Origin of the sequence: Pseudomonas sp. P105 (genome assembly GCF_032614175.1) — a bacterium.
Classification (GTDB): Bacteria; Pseudomonadota; Gammaproteobacteria; order Pseudomonadales; family Pseudomonadaceae; genus Aquipseudomonas; species Aquipseudomonas rhizophila.
Genome location: NZ_CP126693.1, coordinates 4335809 through 4353912 on the forward strand (window position 1 = coordinate 4335809; position 18104 = coordinate 4353912).

General features: G+C 63.7%; 3 protein-coding genes (1 of these 3 cut by a window edge). All 3 read right to left on the reverse strand.

Annotated features, from left to right (window positions below; translation table 11 throughout):
• Tightly spaced (each overlapping or abutting the next), the 3 genes in view from QOM08_RS19410 to QOM08_RS19420 form a layout consistent with a single transcriptional unit that may run on beyond the window.
• Complete coding sequence (locus QOM08_RS19410) at window positions 1–3231, reverse strand: amino acid adenylation domain-containing protein (protein ID WP_316912011.1); 3231 nt, start codon at window positions 3229–3231, stop codon at window positions 1–3.
• Window positions 3228–16757 carry a non-ribosomal peptide synthase/polyketide synthase gene (locus QOM08_RS19415; protein ID WP_316912012.1) on the reverse strand — a complete coding sequence of 4510 codons (13530 nt, stop codon included), beginning with the start codon at window positions 16755–16757 and terminating at the stop codon, window positions 3228–3230. The genes QOM08_RS19410 and QOM08_RS19415 overlap by 4 nt, the downstream gene beginning before the upstream one ends.
• A protein-coding gene (locus tag QOM08_RS19420) for a non-ribosomal peptide synthase/polyketide synthase (RefSeq protein ID WP_316912013.1) crosses the window boundary here: on the reverse strand, window positions 16757–18104 show its 3' end. The gene runs 11003 nt beyond the window's last position; the window shows 1348 of its 12351 coding nt (coding positions 11004–12351); its start codon lies off the right edge, out of view; it ends in the stop codon at window positions 16757–16759. The genes QOM08_RS19415 and QOM08_RS19420 overlap by 1 nt, the downstream gene beginning before the upstream one ends.

Genomic DNA, 18104 nt, shown 5'->3' on the forward strand with positions numbered 1-18104 from the left:
TCAGCTGCCTTGGGCCGCCTTGGCGGCTTGCAGCTGCCGAGCCTGTTCGGTCAGGAGGGCCTTTTCCTCGGGACTCATCGCCTCCATGCGCAGGCGCACCTGGGCCATTTTTTCCAATTGCCCCGGACTGCTCTCCAGCACCCGCAAGGCCAGGGCCAACGACGCCACGGTCGGATGATCGAAGACCAGTCCCGGATGAATTTCGCACTGCAACAACTTGCGAATACCGGCCACCAGTTTGATCACCAGCAACGAATGACCTCCGGCGGCGAAGAAGTCGCGATCGATGCCCAATCGCTCAAGCCCAAGCAACTGCGCCATGCGCGCGGCGAGCAATTGCTCCAGCGCATCGCGTGGCGCGGCGTCTTCATCGTCCGCTGTAGCCACCGCCAACTGCTGCAGTGCGTGGCGATCGATCTTGCCGTTGGCCAGTCGCGGGAATCGTTCGATCAGATGCACGTGCTGCGGCACCATCACGCTGGGCAAGCGGGCGCTCAGCTCAGCGCGCGCGGCGTCGAGCAAGCCCGTCGACAGTCCCTGCTGCGCCACGACAAAAGCCAACAGCCCCTGCTCGGCCGACGCTGCCGGCAACACCAATGCTTCGGCCACCTGTGGCATGCGCACAAGCACGGCCTCGATCTCCGCCAGTTCAATACGGAACCCACGCACCTTGACCTGCTGATCGCGCCGTCCATATAGCTGGATCGCCCCGTCCGGCCGATAACGCGCCAGGTCACCGGTGCGATATAACCGCTGCGCCGGATCAAAGGGACTCTGGATGAACGCCTGCGCATCGGCCTCGGCATTCAGATAGCCCCGGCACAACTGCGCTCCGCCCAGGTACACCTCACCCAGCATGCCCACCGGCGCCAAACGCAGATCGGCGTCCAGCACGTAAACCTGGTTGTTGCCCAGCACCTGGGTCAGCGCCGAACAGTCGCCGGCCGCGCCGTTCAGTGACAGCGGATGAATCATTACCCCCACCGTGGCTTCGGTCGGCCCGTAGTGGTTGAACACCCGGCAATCGCTGCGCAACCGGGCGATGCGCTCGACCAAGGTCGGCGCAATCGGCTCACCGCCAAGCACCAGCGTACCCGGCAGCCTCGCCCGCTCACTGTCGAGCAGCGCCGCGAGGTGCGAGGGCACGATTTTCAAGCAGTCGATCTGCTGCTGTTGCAGGTACTGGGCAAACAACACGCCGTCCTGCATCTGCTCATCGCTGGCCACATGCAGGGTCGCGCCGTTGAACAACGCGCCAAACAACGCCGTATTACCCAGGTCCGCCGCCACGCTGGAACTGAAACCGACGTTCTTGCACTGGGCAAGCCCCAGCGCCTGACTGGCCTGGGCGGTGTAGTTGAGCAGTTGCCGATGCTCGATCACCACGCCTTTGGGCACACCGGTGGAGCCGGAGGTAAACAACACATAGGCGATATCGTTGCCCTGGGTGGCGAGCACGGGAAGTGGCGTAGCCGGATGGCTCAGCTCAGCCGCGGTCAGCGCCTTATACGGCTGATCCTGCCAGGCCGGCAGATGCGCCGCATCGGTCAACAACAACGCCGCGCCGGCCTGTTCCAGCATCAACGCCTGACGCGCCTGGGGCCACTGCACATCAAGGGGCAGATACGCCGCACCAAGGCGCCAGCTCGCCAGCATTGCAATCACCAGATCCACCGAGCGCGGCAACGCCAGCGCGACCATCGAACCGGCGCCCACGCCTTGCTGCTTGAGGCCCTGCGCCATGCTGTCGACCCGGGCTTGCAACTGGCCGTAGCTCATTTGCTGACGGGCGTCGGTCAGGGCAATGGCGTTCGGTGTATGCGACGCCAGATCGGCGATGCGCTGCGGCAGATAACGGCCATCAGCTAACGCGTGCATGGCGGGGTTGATTGCCAGCAAGCGCTGCTCTGCGGTGCGACTCAACAGATCGAGCCGCGCCAATGCGGTGTGTGGAGCGGCAAGGATCGACGCCAACAGCACGCCGTACTGTTCCAACACGGCGCTGGCCGAGGCCGGCGAGTAACGCGAGCTGGCGTAATGCAGATTGACCGCGGCAAGCTGCTGGGCAGCGTTCAATTGCACCTGCAACAGCAACTCGAATGGATCTGCCGGCACCCGCACGGACTCTGCAACAGCCCAGTTAAGGCCGCCACTGTTGCCGGCCCGGTTCGCCTGCGCCAGCGTAAAGCCGTAGGCCGGGCGCGCCGCCTCAGGCGACAGTTCCGGCGCCCAGTATTCCTGCCAGGTGCGATGGGCTTCCAGGCGCGCCGCCAGCTCGTCCAGCCACTCGCTGAACGACACCGTCGCGGGCAATGAAACGCTAAGCGGCAGGGTTTTCTCGAACACGCCCACAGCATTGGCGAAGTATTCATAGTCGCCACGGCTGTCATGACGCACGCCCACCAGCGCCTGCTCAAGGCCGCTCAAACGTCCCAGCAACACCCACCACGCGCCTTGCAGCAGCGTGGCAAGCGGCTGACCGAGCTGCTCGGCCAACCGTTGCAACGCATCGCGCTGGGCCGGTTCCAGGGTCAGCGACACACAGGTATCAGCGGCCCCCGTCTCACTGCCGGCGCTGCGCGCAGCCAACCACGGTGTGGCGATGTCCGTCTGCACGCCTTGCAGGTAATGCTGCCAATAGGTTCGTCCGGTGGCGGCATCTTCATCAAGCACCACCTCACTGCGCCATTCCAGGTACTGGGCAAACTCGCCCGGTGCTTCGTCTTCCGACGCCTGAACTGCGGCGTACGCTTGCTGGATTTGCTCCAGCAGCAGATTCAGCGATTGCGCATCGGCACTGTAGCGAGCGATACCCAGCACCAGTTGCCATTGCTGCGACGCCAGACGATAAAGCACGGCCTGGACGTTTGGCGATTCGCCCACCACAAAAGCACAGCCCAGCGAATCCTTGATCTGCGCCTGGACATCCTCGGTCCGTTGCGCGCCTGCCTGTATCGTCAGCGGGAAACGAGCGGCGCCGCTGGCGACCTGACGCAAGCCGTGGAAACCGGCCACTTTGTCCAGCCGCGCCAGCAGCATTGGCTGCTGTGCCAGGAGCGTATCGAACGCGATCTGCAATCGCTGCGGATCGAGATCGCCGTCGATGACCACGTTCAGCCAACGCAATGCTTCGCCACAGGTCGCCGTGCTCGACAGTTGCTCGAGCATCGCTTGTTGTTCGGGGGTCAAGGCAAAGCCGGGGTCCTGCTGGTCCATCAATACCTCGTTCATGCTCCGGTTTCCTCCAGGTTGCGGATGCCCTGGATGGCGAGCCCGGCATCGGCCTGGCCCTCCAGCGCGCTGCGCTCATACATATCGCCCATGGCAACCACGATCTTGCGGGGGCCCTCGAACGGGTCGCGGGCGTGGGCCACCAGCATGTTGTCCAGCAGGATCACATCGCCCTTGCGCCAGTCGAAACGCACCGCACAGGCTTCATACAAATCACCGATGCGCGCCATCACCTCATCCTCGATGGGTGAGCCATCGCCGTAATACACATGCCGAGGCATGCGCTCCAGACCGAACATCGACAGCAGGTCCTCCCGCACATCCGGCTCCAGCCAATAGATGTGATGCAGTTGCACCTGATTGAAGAACGACTTCTCCCCGGTGATCGGGTGCGTGATGATCGCCGGCCCCGGTGTGCGGGTCTGCAACTCGTCGTTGTCGAGCCAGCGCCACTGGATACCGCCCGCCCGACACCGGGCCTCAACTTCGCGGCGGTCCTCGGTCTTGAAAAAGTGCTGCCACGACACGTCGAGTTTGTCGGTGAAGGTGCGCACATACAGCAGCCCTTTGTCTTCGAACTTCTCGCGAAGGTCCGACGGCAGTTTTTCGTACATCAACCGGCAATCCACCACGGGAGTCGCACCGCCCACAGGCGCGGCTTGCTCGCAATAGAACATCTGCTTGCGCGGCCAGCGGTCCTGATGGGAGCTTTCGTTGTGGAACAGAATCATCTTGCGCTCCGGGTACGGCGTGGAACGGTAGGTGTTCTTGCCCCCTTCCTTCTTCGGCAAATCGCCGTACTGACCATAAAGGCCGGGCTGGATCGCTTCGGCGAACGCTTCAAAGCCCTGGATGCCGTCCAGTTCAAAACCGCGGAACAGAATGCCCGCATGTTCGGCCAGCTTTTGCTCGATCAGCGGCCGGTTCTGATGAATCCACTCGATGACATCCAGCTGGGGTTCACCCGGTTCCAGCATCAACGGGAATCGCTGCGGTGCTGCCACCAGTGATTCACGCACCCGCGCCGGTCGAGGCTTGGCGAGCGGTGTCACCGAGCGTTTGAGAAACTTGCCCAGCTTATCGGCCTTGGGCCCCGGGACGGTGGCAGGCTTGGCGGCGGCCGCCAAGTTGTCGACTGGCATGCTGATAGCTCCCAATTGAATGTCCTGATCAGCGACGATCTGTTCCAACAGGGCGGTCCAGGCCTGAATCAGGTGCTGAATGTGCTCATGTCCGAACAAGGTTGTGGCGAATTGCCAAGTGCCGCGCAATTGCCCTTCTTCTTCGTCAACGAACAACGCCATGTCGAATTTAGAATGGGTCTCCAGCGCCGGCAGCAATTCCACGCTCAACCCCTTTATGGAGCGGGTGCGCACCGGCACGTTGTTCATCACGAACAACACCTGGAGCAAGGGATTCATGCCCTTGTGTCGCGGAACGCCCGAGGCCTCGACAATCTGGTCGAACGGCAAGTCCTGATGCTCCAGGGCGCCAAGCAGGTTGTCCTGGGTTTGCGCCAAAAAGCTTGCGAACGTGGCATCGGCGTCCAGACGCGAACGCAGGGGCAGCACGTTGACGAAGAAACCGATCAGCCGCTCCAGCTCCGGCTGTTCACGACCCGCCACGTCGGCGCCAACCACCAGATCTTGCGCAGCGCAGAGCCGATGCAATAACACCTGGAAGGACGCCAGCAGCGTGCTGTACAGCGTGACCCCGGCTTCGCTGGACAACCGGCGCAAGGCTCCGGTCAGCGCGGTGGGAAGCTGGAACTGCAGCGCATCGCCGTCATAGGAGGCGGTCTGGCCCCGAGGACGGGCCAGCGGCAGGTTCAGGCGCCCCTCGTAGCCACTGAGCCGATGTTTCCAGTAGTCGGCCTGACGCGCCAGTACGCCCTGCTCTTCCAGCGCCTGCTGCCACAAGGCGAAGTCATGGTACTGAATCTCCAGGGGCGCCAACGGCATCGGTTCACCCTTGAGGGATGCCTCGTAGACCTGCACCAGTTCGTTGATCAGCAGCCCCATCGACCAGCCATCGGAGATGATGTGATGCATGGCGTACAGCAACACATGTTCGGTCGGCCCCAGGTGCAGGATCCGCCCGCGCAGCAGCGGTGCCTGCTCCAGATCGATCGGGGTGCGGGCATTTTCCAGCGTCGCCTGGGCTACCTGTTCCTGCCGGGCACTGGGCGACAGACCAGACAGGTCGATCACCGGGAAGTCCAGTCGGACCTCATCGGCAATCAGCGCCACCGGATCCCCTTCTTCGTTTTGGCGATACGCAGTGCGCAATACGTCATGACGGCGTACCACGTCGGCAAAGCTGCTCATCAGACGCTCCACCGACAACTCGCCGCACAGGCGCAGCGCCATGGGCATGCCATACGCCGAAGTGCCGCCGGACAATTGTTCGGCGACCCACAAACGTCGCTGCACCAACGACAGCGGCGCGGAACGGCGTGGCCCATGGGCCTGGAGCCGCACCCCACGGGAATCGCCCGCCCGGACCGGTCCATCGACGGTGCCGGCCATCAGCGCCGCCAGCGCCTTGAGCTGCGGGTGATCGAACAGGTCACGCAGGCTCAGCGGATAGCCGGTCAGCTTGCGCAAGCGTGAAACGGCCTGGGTCGCCAGCAATGAGTGACCACCGCGCTCGAAGAAGTGGTCGTTGCGACCGACCTGTTCCAGCTCCAGCACCTCTTGCCAGACACCGGCAATCTGTTGCTCCAGCGCCCCTTCCGGCGCCACGAAGCCTTGCTGCGACTGGCTGGCGTCGAACCGAGGCAGTACCTTGCGTTCCAGTTTGCCGTTAGGGCTCACCGGCATGCGCTCAAGCAATACCCAGTGCTGCGGGACCATGTAGTCCGGCAAATGCTGGCTCAAGTGGGCCTTCAATGCCTGCTCGAATTCGTGGCGGATGTCGTCTTCGGCACTCAACAACGCCTGACGCTGTGGCACCACATAGCCCACCAGCACCGCACCGTCCTGGGCGATCACTACGGTTTCGCGGACCTGCGCATGCTCGGCCAGCCGCGCCTCGATCTCCCCCAACTCGATGCGCAGGCCACGGATTTTCACCTGATGGTCCATGCGCCCGGCGTACTCGATGACGCCGTCGGCACGGTAGCGCGCCAAATCGCCGGTCCGGTACAGGCGCGAGCCGTCTCCGAACGGGCTGGTGACGAAGCGCTCAGCCGTCAACGACGGGCGAGCATGGTAACCGCGAGCCAGGCCTTCACCGCCCAAGTACAACTCGCCCGTCACCCCCACCGGCAACGGTGAAAGGTTGTGGTCGAGGATAAACGTACTCAGGTTGGCAATCGGCTGACCGATCGGCACCGCGTCGCGGCCCTCGTCCACGCACGTCCAATGGGTCACGTCGATGGCCGCTTCGGTGGGACCGTACAGGTTATACAGACCGGCCGCCGGCAACTTGGCGAACACCTGCAATTGGGCGTCCACCGGCAAGGCTTCACCACTGCAAATAATCCGCGTCAGGCTCCGGCAACTGCCGACTGCGGGATCTTGCATGAACACCTGCAACATCGAAGGCACGAAGTGCAAGGTGGTGATCTGCTGCGTGGTGATCAGCTCGATCAGTTGCTCCGGATCGCGGTGGGCACCCGGTGGCGCCATGACCAGGGTCGAACCGGTCAGCAATGGCCAGAAAAACTCCCAGACCGATACGTCGAAACTGAACGGTGTTTTTTGCAGCACACGGTCGCTCGCGTCCAGCTGATAGGCGTCCTGCATCCAGCACAACCGATTGACCAGGGCCGAATGCCGGTTGCCCGCACCCTTGGGTTTGCCGGTGGAACCGGAGGTGTAGATCACATAGGCCAGGTTTTCGCCGCTGAGTTCGACCACCGGATTGGCCTCGCTGCGGCCAGCCAGCCAGTCGCCCGGCTGATCCAGCACCAGGCTGCGCAGGCCCGCCGGCAGCGGTAATTGTTCAAGCAAGTGGCGCTGGGTCAGCAACAAGCCAATGCCGCTGTCTTCGAACATATAGGCCAGGCGATCCTGTGGATACTCAGGGTCCAGCGGTACGTAGGCGCCACCGGCCTTGAGGATCGCCAGCAGGCCGACCACCATTTCCACCGAACGCTCCACGGCGATACCCACCAACACATCCGGCCCGACGCCTTGCTCCATCAGTACATGGGCCAGTTGGTTGGCCTGGGCATTGAGGGCCGCATAGCTCAGCCGGTGCCCGGCAAATACCAGGGCACACGCATCAGGCGTCTTGACCACCTGCGCTTCAATCAGTCGCTGCACGCTGCAATCGAGCGGGTACGGCGTCGCGGTGGCGTTCCAAGCCTGCTGAACCCGTTGCTGTCCTGCATTGAGCAACGACAGTTGCCCCACCAAGCGCTCGCCGCCGAGCACCATCTGCTCCAGCAGATAACGCAGGGACTGGCCGATACCGACAATGTCGTCTGGCGCGAAGCTGGCGTGGTTGTAGCTCAAGAGCAACGACAGCGTGTCACCCAGGTTCACCGCCAGGGTCAGTGGATAGTTGGTTTGTTCATGATTGGCGACTTCACCGAAGCGCAACGTGTCCGGGGCGCCCTGCTGCAACGCCTGGGACACCGGATAGTTCTCGAACACCAGCAACGTGTCGAACAGCGCCGCACCGCCCTGCCCGGCCCAGCGCTGGATGTCGAACAGCGGCGTGTGTTCGTGCTCGCGCAGGCTCAGGTTCCGCCCCTGGACCTCTTGCAACCACTGGCCGATGCTCTGCTCCGCCCGCGGGCTGCCAACCAGCGGCAAGGTGTTGATGAACAGACCGATCTGTTGCTCCACGCCGGGAATATGCGCGGGACGTCCGGCCACGGTGGCGCCAAAGGCAACTACTGACTGCCCGGTGCAACGTTGCAGCAATAGCTGCCAGGCCGCTTGCACCAGTGTGTTGACCGTCACTTTCTGCTCGCGGGCAAAGGCATGCAGCCGGGCCGTGGCATGGGTATCGAGCACCTGCTCATATTCGCCGTGGCCGTCGCTTGCCTCGCCGCGATGGTCCCGGGCAAAGGCCCCCGCAAGGTGGGTCGGCTCGTCCAGTTCGGCCAGTTGTGCCGTCCAGAATTGCTCGCTGGCCTGTGGGTCCTGAAGCGACAACCAGTCGATGTAGTCCCGGTAACGTCCAGACGGTCGGGCCGGTGACTGGCCGCTGTAGCGTTGCAACACTTCCCCCAGCAACTGCGAGTTGCTCCAGCCGTCCATCAGGATGTGATGGCTGGTGTAGATCAGGTGATAGCGGTCCTCTGCCACGCGCACCACCAGCAAGCGCAACAGCGGCGCCGCATCCAGCTCGAAACCCTGCTCGCGCTGCGCCAACGCCAGGGCGTCCAGGTCCTGGGATGGATTCGCTGCGGCACCCCCATCGTGGAACAGGAACGCAACCTCCATCTGTTTGTGTACAACCTGCAACGCCCGCTTGAAATCACCGTCCCAGACGAAACTGCTGCGCAGCACTTCATGGGCGTCCATGGCCGCCTGCCAGGCCTGGCGGAAGCGCTCGACGTCCAAGCCTGCGACATCAACACGCAGTTGATTGATGTAATTGCCGGCCTGTTGCTCATACAGCGTATGGAACAGCATGCCTTGCTGCATGGGCGACAACGGATAGATGTCTTCGATCTGCCGCGCAGCCAGCGGCAACGTGTCCAGCTGGGCCTGAGTCAACCCGGCCAGCGGGAAGTCCGACGGTGTGAAGCCCTGATGCTGGATCTGGCAGCAGTGCTCGCTCAACGCCTGCAGCTCCTGAGCGTAATCCAGGGCCAGCGCCTGGATCGTCGACTCATCGAACATCTGCGTACTGAATGTCCAGTCGATGCTCAATTCGCCCGCGTAGACGCTGCCATTGAGCGTCAGCCAATTGTCCAGCGGCGCCAGCGGGCTCTGTGGCGCGCCCGCCGGTTCGCCAGCCGGAACAAACAGCCCAGCGGCGTCATCAGCAAATCCGCTGTCGAACTGGCCCAGATAGTTGAAGGTGATGCGTGGCACCGGCAACGCCTGCAGGGCACGCCGCGTCGACTCATCACCCAGGTAGCGCAACACGGCGAATCCGAGGCCCTTGTCGGGTATCGCGCGCAATTGTTCCTTGATGGCCTTGATCGAATCCTCGGTGGTCGCGGCCGGTGTCAACCGGACCGGAAACAGACTGGTGAACCAGCCGACGCTGCGGCTCAAATCCAGGTCATCGAACAGAGCCTCGCGACCATGGCCCTCCAACTGAATCAAGGTCGAGGCCTCCCCGGTCCAGCGACCGATCACCCGGGCCAGGGCCGTCAGGAGCAGATCGTTGACCTGGGTGCGATAGGCCGCTGGCGCTTGCTGCAAGAGCTGGCGGGTCTGGTTTTTATCCAGCCGCGTCTGGACCTGCGCCCCATGACACCTGCGCAGTTCGCCCTGCGGCCGGTCACAGGGCAAATCGCCGCGAGCGCCCTCAAGTTGCCCTTGCCAGTACGCCATCTGGGTTTGGAACGCTGCACTGCCCGCATGGGTTTTCAAGCGTTGCGCCCAGGCCTGGGTGGCGCTGGTCTTGGCCGGCAGTTTCGGGGTCTGGCCGGCCTGCAATTGTTCATAAGCCTGTTGCAGGTCTTCCAGCAGAATGCGCCAGGACACCCCGTCTACCACCATGTGATGGATCACCAGCAACAGCCGTTGGCTGCCATCGGCCAGGTTCGCCAGGACACCGCGCAACAACGCACCGCTTTCCAGGTCCAGGCTGCGCTGGGCTTGTTCGGCCAAGCGCTCCAGCGCCGGGGCATCTGCCACCACAGCCGTCCACAACAGCGGTGAGCGACGCCAGATCGCCTGCTGTTCAGCGAGTGTTTGATGGCGAGCGGTCCAGGCGTCGTCCTCACGCCTGAAGGCCAGGCGCAAGGCATCGTGATGGGCAACCAATGCCTGCAACGCCTGCTCCAGATGCCCGGCGTGTAAAGGCCGCAACCCCTTGAGCAGCACCGACTGGTTCCAGTGATGAGGCTCGGCCATGGGCTGGTCGAAAAACCATTGCTGGAACGGCAGCAGCAGCGTCTCTCCCGTCACCGGCCCCTGATCGATAGCCAGCCCGCTGTCACCCAGGGTCGCCACGCTGGCCAGACCCTGGATGGTCTGATGTATGAACAGATCCTTGGGGCTGAAATGGATGCCTGCCTGACGGGCCCGGCTGACCATCTGGATGGAGACGATCGAATCGCCCCCCAGCTCGAAGAAGTTGTCGCTGAGCCCCACTTGCCCGCGCCCGAGCACGCTTTGCCAGATACCGGCCAACGCCTGTTCGATGGCAGTGACCGGTGCGATGTAAGCCTTGGGGCTGACAGTGATATCGGCCTTGGGCAGCGCCTTGCGCTCCAGTTTGCCGTTGGGGCTGACGGGCATTTTTTCCAGCCACAACCAGTGCTGCGGCACCATGTAGTCGGGCAAGGCCTGGCTCAAATGCTCCTTGAGATGACCTTGCAGTGTCTGGCGAACGATGTCTTCGGCGGCCAGCAACTCGGCGCGCGCCGGCACCACGTAGGCCACCAGCAAGGTGCCGTCCTGAGCGATGACAACGGCTTCGCGCACGTCGTCGTGCTCGGCCAGGCGCGCTTCAATTTCACCCAACTCGATGCGCAAGCCACGGATCTTCACCTGATGATCCATCCGCCCGGCATACTCGATCACGCCATCGGCGCGGTAGCGCGCCAGGTCGCCGGTGCGATACAGGCGCTGACCATTGCCGAAGGGGCCGGTCACGAACCGCTCGGCCGTCAGCGCCGGACGTCGATGGTAACCACGGGCCAGGCCCTCGCCCGCCAGGTACAGCTCGCCGATCACCCCTACTGGCACCGGTGACAGTTCATCATCGAGGATGCAGGTGCCCAGGTTGGCAATCGGTTGACCGATCGGCACGCTGTCGCGCCCCTCCTCGACACAGGTCCAATGGGTCACGTCGATGGCCGCCTCGGTCGGACCGTAGAGGTTGTACAGGCCGGCGTTCGGCAGTTTGGCGAACACCTGCTGCTGCGCATCCACCGGCAAGGCTTCGCCGCTGCACACGATGCGTTTCAGGCTGGTGCATTCGGCCACGTGTGGGTCTTGCAGGAAAGCCTGCAACATCGACGGCACGAAGTGCAGCGTGGTGATGCGCTGCGCGGTGATCAGTTCGATCAGTTGTGTCGGGTCGCGATGAGCGCCCGGCGCGGCCACCACCAGTGTCGAGCCGGTCAGCAGCGGCCAGAAAAACTCCCAGACCGACACGTCGAAACTGAACGGCGTTTTTTGCAGCACGCTGTCGTCCGCGTCCAGCCGATACGCGTCCTGCATCCAGCACAGCCGGTTGACCAACGCCGAATGACGATTACCCGCGCCCTTGGGCTTGCCGGTGGAACCCGAGGTGTAGATCACATACGCCAGGTTTTCGCCGTCGAGTCTGACGTGCGGATTGGCGTCGCGGCCTGCTTGCAGCCCGTCATCGGGCAGATCCAGCACCAGGCTGCGCAGCCCCGGCGGGATCGGCAATTGTTCGAGCAAGTGGCTTTGGGTCAGCAGCAAACCGATACCGCTGTCTTCGAACATATAGGCCAGGCGCTCCTGCGGATATTCCGGGTCCAGCGGCACGTAGGCACCGCCGGCCTTGAGAATCGCCAACAGCCCCAGCACCATTTCCACGGAACGCTCCACGGCAATGCCCACCAGCACATCCGGACCGACACCCTGCTCGATCAGCCGGTGAGCCAAGCGATTGGCCCGGGCGTTGAGCTGGGCATACGTCAGGCGTTGCTCGCCGAAAACCAGCGCCGGGGCGTCCGGGGTTCGCCGCACCTGTTCTTCGATCAACCCATGCACACTGCGATCGAGGGGGTATTGCGCCGTCGTCGCGTTCCAGTCGAGCAGCATCCGCCGCCGTTCGTCAGCGTCCAGTAGCGCCCACTGCGCAACGGGCCGATGCAGGTCCTGCACCAGGCCTTGCAACAGGTTGAGCCAGTGCCGGCCCATGCGCTCGATGGTGGCCGGCTCGAACAGATCCGTCGCGTAGGTCAGGGCGGCGTGCAGGCCTTGCGGGCTGTCGCTGGTATCCAGGCTCAGGTCGAATTGTGCGGTGCGCTGTGCCCAGCCAAGCGGTTCGACCGCCAGGCCTGGCAAGGCATTGGCCAGTGCTGCACCGGTTTCGTTGCGGTGGTTGAACATGGCCTGGAACAACGGGCTGTGGCTCAGGTTGCGCTGCGGTTGCAAGGCATCGACCAATTGCTCGAACGGCAGGTCCTGATGCATCTGCGCCGCCATGGCTGTCTGTTTGATCTGTTGCAGCAAATCCGCTCCGGTCAGATCACGGTGGAATTCGGCCCGCAGCACCTGGGTATTGACGAAGAAACCGATCAACCGCTCGGTTTCCAGGCGATGACGGTTGGCAATCGGCACCCCGACGCGGATGTCGGCCTGACCGCTGTAGCGATGTAGCAGCGCTTGGAAAGAACCGAGCAACAGCACGAACAGCGTGACGTTTTCCCGTCGGGCCAGGGCTTTGAGGGCGTCGCTCAGCGAGCGATCCAGCACAATCGGCAAACGCGCGCCGCGCAGGCTTTGCTGCGCCGGGCGCGGATGGTCCGTGGGCAGCTCCAACAGCGGTTGCTCGCTGCCCAGTTGCCCGGTCCAGTAGGCCAGTTGTCGCTCCCGTTCGCCGGCGGCCATCCATTGCCGCTGCCAGACGGCATAGTCGGCGTATTGCACCGCCAGAGGCGGCAACTGCGCAGGCTGTTCCTGAATGAACGCCGAATACAGGCTCATCAGGTCGTCGACCATCACCTGCAACGACCAGGCGTCGGCAACGATGTGATGCACGGTCAGGACCAGAATGTGCTCCTGCTCGCTCACATCCAGCAGCGCCACGCGCAACAGCGCCTCGCTCAGCAGATCGAACGGGCGTTGCGTCTGCTGCTCGAGGAACGCCTGAATACTGGCCTCGTCAGCCACTGCCAGGCGTTGCTCGACGAAGTGGACCTGCCCCTGTGGGCGAATCACCTGGCAGGTGCGGCCATCGTCCTCCACGAACTCCGTGCGCAGGCTTTCGTGACGTTGCAGCAGCGCTTCAAAACTGTGGCGCAGGGCGATTTTGTCCAGCGCACCGCGCATCCGCAGCGCAGTCGGAATATTGTAGGCGGCGCTGTCGGGGTCCATTTTCCACAGGAACCACTGGCGTTCCTGGGCAAACGACAGCGGCAGCGGTGCGTCACGCGTCACCGGCACCATCGCAGGCGCCTGCTCGCCTTGGCCGGCGTCGAGAGCATTGACGAAGTCCTGCAACGTGCTGTGTTCGAACAGGCTGCGCAGCGGCACTTCGATAGCCAACGCTCGACGGACCCGAGACACCACCTGGGTGACCAGCAGCGAGTGCCCGCCCAACTCGAAGAAGTTGTCCTCCAGCCCTACCCGCTCAAGCTTGAGCACCTCCTGCCAGATCGCCGCCACCTGTTGCTCACGCTGACTGCGGGGCGCCACGTAAAGCCGCTGCACTTCGCCCACATCGGGCGCCGGCAACGCCTTGCGATCGACCTTGCCATTGGGCGTCAGCGGCAGTTGTGCCAGGAACACCAGGTGCGCCGGAACCATGTACTCGGGCAATTGCGCCTTGAGCGCGGCCTTGAGCGAAGCGCGTAACGAAGCCTCGTCCGCTATTTCACTGGTCGCGGGCACCACGTAACCCACCAGTTGTGCACCGGTCGGGGCTTCATGGGCCACCACCACGGTTTCCCGCACAGTGTCCTGGGCCAGCAATGCGGCTTCGATTTCACCCAGCTCGATACGCAAGCCGCGAATCTTGACCTGATGGTCGATGCGTCCGATGTACTCGACCACGCCTTCGGCCCGATAACGGGTCAGGTCGCCGGTGCGGTACAGCCGCTCACCCGAGGTGGAGAACGGGTCCGGCACAAACCGCTCGGCGGTCAACGCCGGACGTTGAAAGTAGCCGCGGGCCAGCCCGTCGCCGCCGATCAGCAACTCACCCGGGGCGCCCGGAGGGTTGAGCGTCAGGTCACTGCCTACGATGTACAGGGCGGTGTTGTCCAGCGGCTTGCCCAGGAACGGACGGCTGTTTTCCAGACTCAGCGGATGCACCGCCGACCAGATCGTGGTTTCGGTCGGGCCATAGAGATTCCAGACCTTCGGCGAAAGCGCCAGCAGTCGTTGCGCCAACTCCAGGGGCAACGCCTCGCCGCCGCAGAGGAACGTGCGACCGGCCAGCACCGCCGAGTGCTCATGATCCAGCAACATGCGCCAGCTCGAAGGTGTGGCTTGCAGCACGCTCACGTCGTGACGCTCGATCAGCGCCAGCACCGCTTGCGGATCCTGGTGCACGTCCTGGCCGGTCAGCACCACGCTGGCCCCGGCCGACAACGGCCCGTAGATTTCCAGGCCAAAAATGTCGAAGGAAAACGTCGTCAGCGACAGCATGCGATCGCTGGCCGTGATGCCTGGCCGGGCGATCATGCTGGTGACGAAGTTGCTCAGCGCGCCATGGCGGACCATGACGCCCTTGGGTTTACCGGTGGACCCGGAGGTGTAGATGACGTAGGCCAGGTGCTCGGTGCTCAATGGCACCGCCGGGCATGTGGACGGTGCGGCCTGCCACGCGGCGTCCGGCTGGTCCAGCAACAGGGTGCGCAGGGTCGCCGGGATCGGCAGTTGAGCCTGCAAGCGGGCCTGGGTCAGCAGCAACTCGATGCCGCTGTCCTGGATCATGTAGGCCAGGCGATCCTCGGGGTACGCCGGGTCCAGCGGCACATAAGCGCCTCCGGCCTTGAGAATCGCCAGCAGGCCGACAAGCATCTCGGCGCTGCGCTGCACCGCGATGCCCACCGGCTGGTCCGGCGTCACGCCCAGGCCGATCAAGCGGTGGGCGAGTTGGTTGGCGCGGGTATCCAGTTGCCCGTAGCTCAGGGCCTGTCCATCAATGCTCAGCGCCAGTGCATCAGGCGTTATCCGCGCCTGTTCGGCGATGCGCTGGTGCACGCACAGGGCATCGCTGCCATGGTCGACCACGCGGTGCCAGTCTTGCTGTGTGCGGCGCTGCTGGGCGGTGTCGAGCAGCGGCAACTCACCGATGCGCTGCTGCGGCGCATCGACGATGCCCTGCAACAGGTTCAGCCAGTGGCGGGCCAGGCGTTCGATGGTGTGGGGTTCGAACAGGTCGGTGGCGTAGGTCAGCTCCGCCGCGACACCCTGCCCGGTTTCATAAGTGCCCAGGGTCAGATCGAACTGGGCGGTGCGCCCTTCCCACACCAGGTCTTCGACGTTCAAGTGCGGCAGTCGCAGTTGCCGGTCCTGGGTGTCGCTGGCGGTCTGGTGGTTGAACATGACCTGGAAGATCGGACTGTGGCTGAGGCTGCGCTCAGGTTGCAGGGCCTCGATCAACTGCTCGAACGGCAAGTCCTGATGAGCCTGGGCGGCCATGGCCGACTGCTTGACCTGCGCGAGCAAACGGTCGAACGGCAGTTGTCCATCCACATGAGCGTTGAGCACCTGGGTGTTGACGAAAAAGCCGATCAGGCCCTCGGTCTCGACCCGATTGCGGTTAGCCACCGGCACGCCGACGCGGATCTGCGGCTGGCCGCTGTAGCGATGCAGCAAGGCCTGGAACGAGGCCAGCAAGACCATGAACAGACTGGCACCTTCGCGCTGGGCCAACTGCTTGAGCGCCGCGCCCAGTTCCGGCGGCAGGTTCAGGTCCAGGCGCGCCCCGCGAAAACTCTGCACGGGCGGGCGCGGATGATCGAGGGGCAACTCCAATACCGGTTGTTCGTCGCCCAGGGTCTGCACCCAATAGGCCAACTGCCGCTCACGCTCACCGGCCTCGAGCCAGTGACGCTGCCAGATCGCATAGTCGGCGTATTGCACACTCAGCGCTGGCAACGCCAACGGCTGGCTGGCGGTGTCGGCCGCGTAGTGACGCACCAGCTCATCCACCAGCACCTGCATCGACCAGCCATCGGCAATGATGTGGTGCTGGATCAGCGCCAGCACGTGGTCGTCCTCGGCGATTTTCAACAGCGAAACCCGCAGTAACGGCCCCTGGCGCAAATCGAACGGGCGTGCGGTTTCAGCCTCGACGAACGCCTTGATGGCGTCGTCCTCGCTGGCCAACGGAGCGGCGGTCAAGGCCTGCACGGCGATGCCCAGGGGCATGTGCCGGTGGATGACCTGCACGGTCTGCTCGCCGTTCTCGCCGAAGGTGGTGCGCAAGCTTTCGTGGCGCTCGAGCAGTGCGTTGAAACTGCGCTCCAGGGCCGGCACGTCCAACTGCCCTTTGAGGCGCAGGGCACTGGGGATGTGGTAAGCCGAGCTGTGGGGATCCATTTGCCAGAGGAACCATTGACGTTCCTGTGCGTAGGAGAGCGGGATGTGTTCGAACCCGAGACGGACCTGGGGAATCGGCAAATTGGCCGGCGAGACGCCCTCTTCGAGCATCTTCTCCAGGTACAGCTTACGTTTGTCCAGCGGCAGAGTGATAAAGCGCTTGGCAATCGTCAAAGCAACACTCTTGTCCATCAGACTTCCTCCATTTCATCAAGCAGGGCTTGCAGCTTGCTGAGTTTCTGTTCATTGATTGGCGCGTCCCCGGTGTCCAGTTGCGCGACAAAATCCCTCAGGACGGGGTGCTGGAAAATCAGTTGCGGGGTCAGGGTCAACCCCAGTTCGAGCGCCATGCGCGAGACGACATTGACTGCCAGCAGCGAATGGCCGCCCAGCTCGAAAAAGTGATCGTTCAGGCCCACGCGCTGCACCGTGAGCACCTGTGCCCAGATCGCCGCGACCTGCTGCTCAAGCTCAGTGACCGCAGCGACATAACCGGCCTGCAACCAGCCAGTGTCCACAGCCGGCAGGGCCTTGCGGTCGAGCTTGCCGTTGGGGGTCAGCGGCAATTGCTCGAGGAACAGCAGATGGGTCGGGATCATGTAGTCGGGCAGGTGCTCCTTGAGCCTGGCCTTGAGTTCATCGCGCAGTGCGCGTTGCTCCTCGGTGTCATCCAGGTTCAGGGACGGAGCGACCACGTAGGCCACCAGTTGCTGGCCGCCCGACACGTCCTGGGCCAGCACCGCCACTTCACGCACCTGGGGTTGTTGCAGCAGCCGTGCTTCGATTTCTCCCAACTCGATGCGGAAGCCGCGGATCTTCACCTGATGGTCGATGCGGCCCTGATACTCGAGCACGCCATCGGCGCGATAACGGCTCAAGTCACCCGTGCGGTACAGCCGTTCGCCGTTTGTGGAAAATGGGTTGGGCACATACTTCTCGGCCGTCATCGCGGCGCGGCCGAGGTAGCCACGGGTGATGCCCGCGCCGCTCAGGTACAGCTCGGCTGAAACGCCCTGGGGCACCGCTTGCAGGTTGGCGTCGAGCAGGTAGCTGGCGGTGTGCTTGACGGGCCGGCCGATGTTCGCCGTGCCGCCGGCAGTGCGGCGGGTCCAGGTGGAATAAGTGGTGTCTTCCGAGGGACCGTAAAGGTCGTAGACGTGCTCAATGCCGCTCTCACAGTACAGAGAGTCCACCAGGCTTTGCTTCAGCGGTTCCCCGGCCAGGTTGATGATGCGCACGCTGGCCGGAATCTCGCCGCTGCGCTGCAACGCGGCGATGGCCGAGGGCACGCTGTTGATCAGCCGTACTTGATCGCGGGCCGGCAGTTGCGGCAGCTCCAGGGCGTTGCGGGCGATGATCAGCGAACCGCCGTTGGCCAGGGTCACGAACAGCTCCCACACCGACAAGTCGAAGCACACCGAGGTCGAAGCGAGCACGCCCTGAATGTCATCGCGACTGTAGACCGATCTGGACCAGTCGATCAGCGCCAGCACGTTGCGATGGGCAATCGCCACGCCCTTGGGCTGGCCGGTGGAGCCG

Excerpts from the sequence above, each read along its gene's own strand:
- QOM08_RS19410 (WP_316912011.1), bottom strand. The coding sequence starts at position 3,231 with ATGAACGAGGTATTGATGGACCAGCAGGACCCCGGCTTTGCCTTGACC.
- QOM08_RS19415 (WP_316912012.1), bottom strand. The coding sequence starts at position 16,757 with ATGGACAAGAGTGTTGCTTTGACGATTGCCAAGCGCTTTATCACTCTG.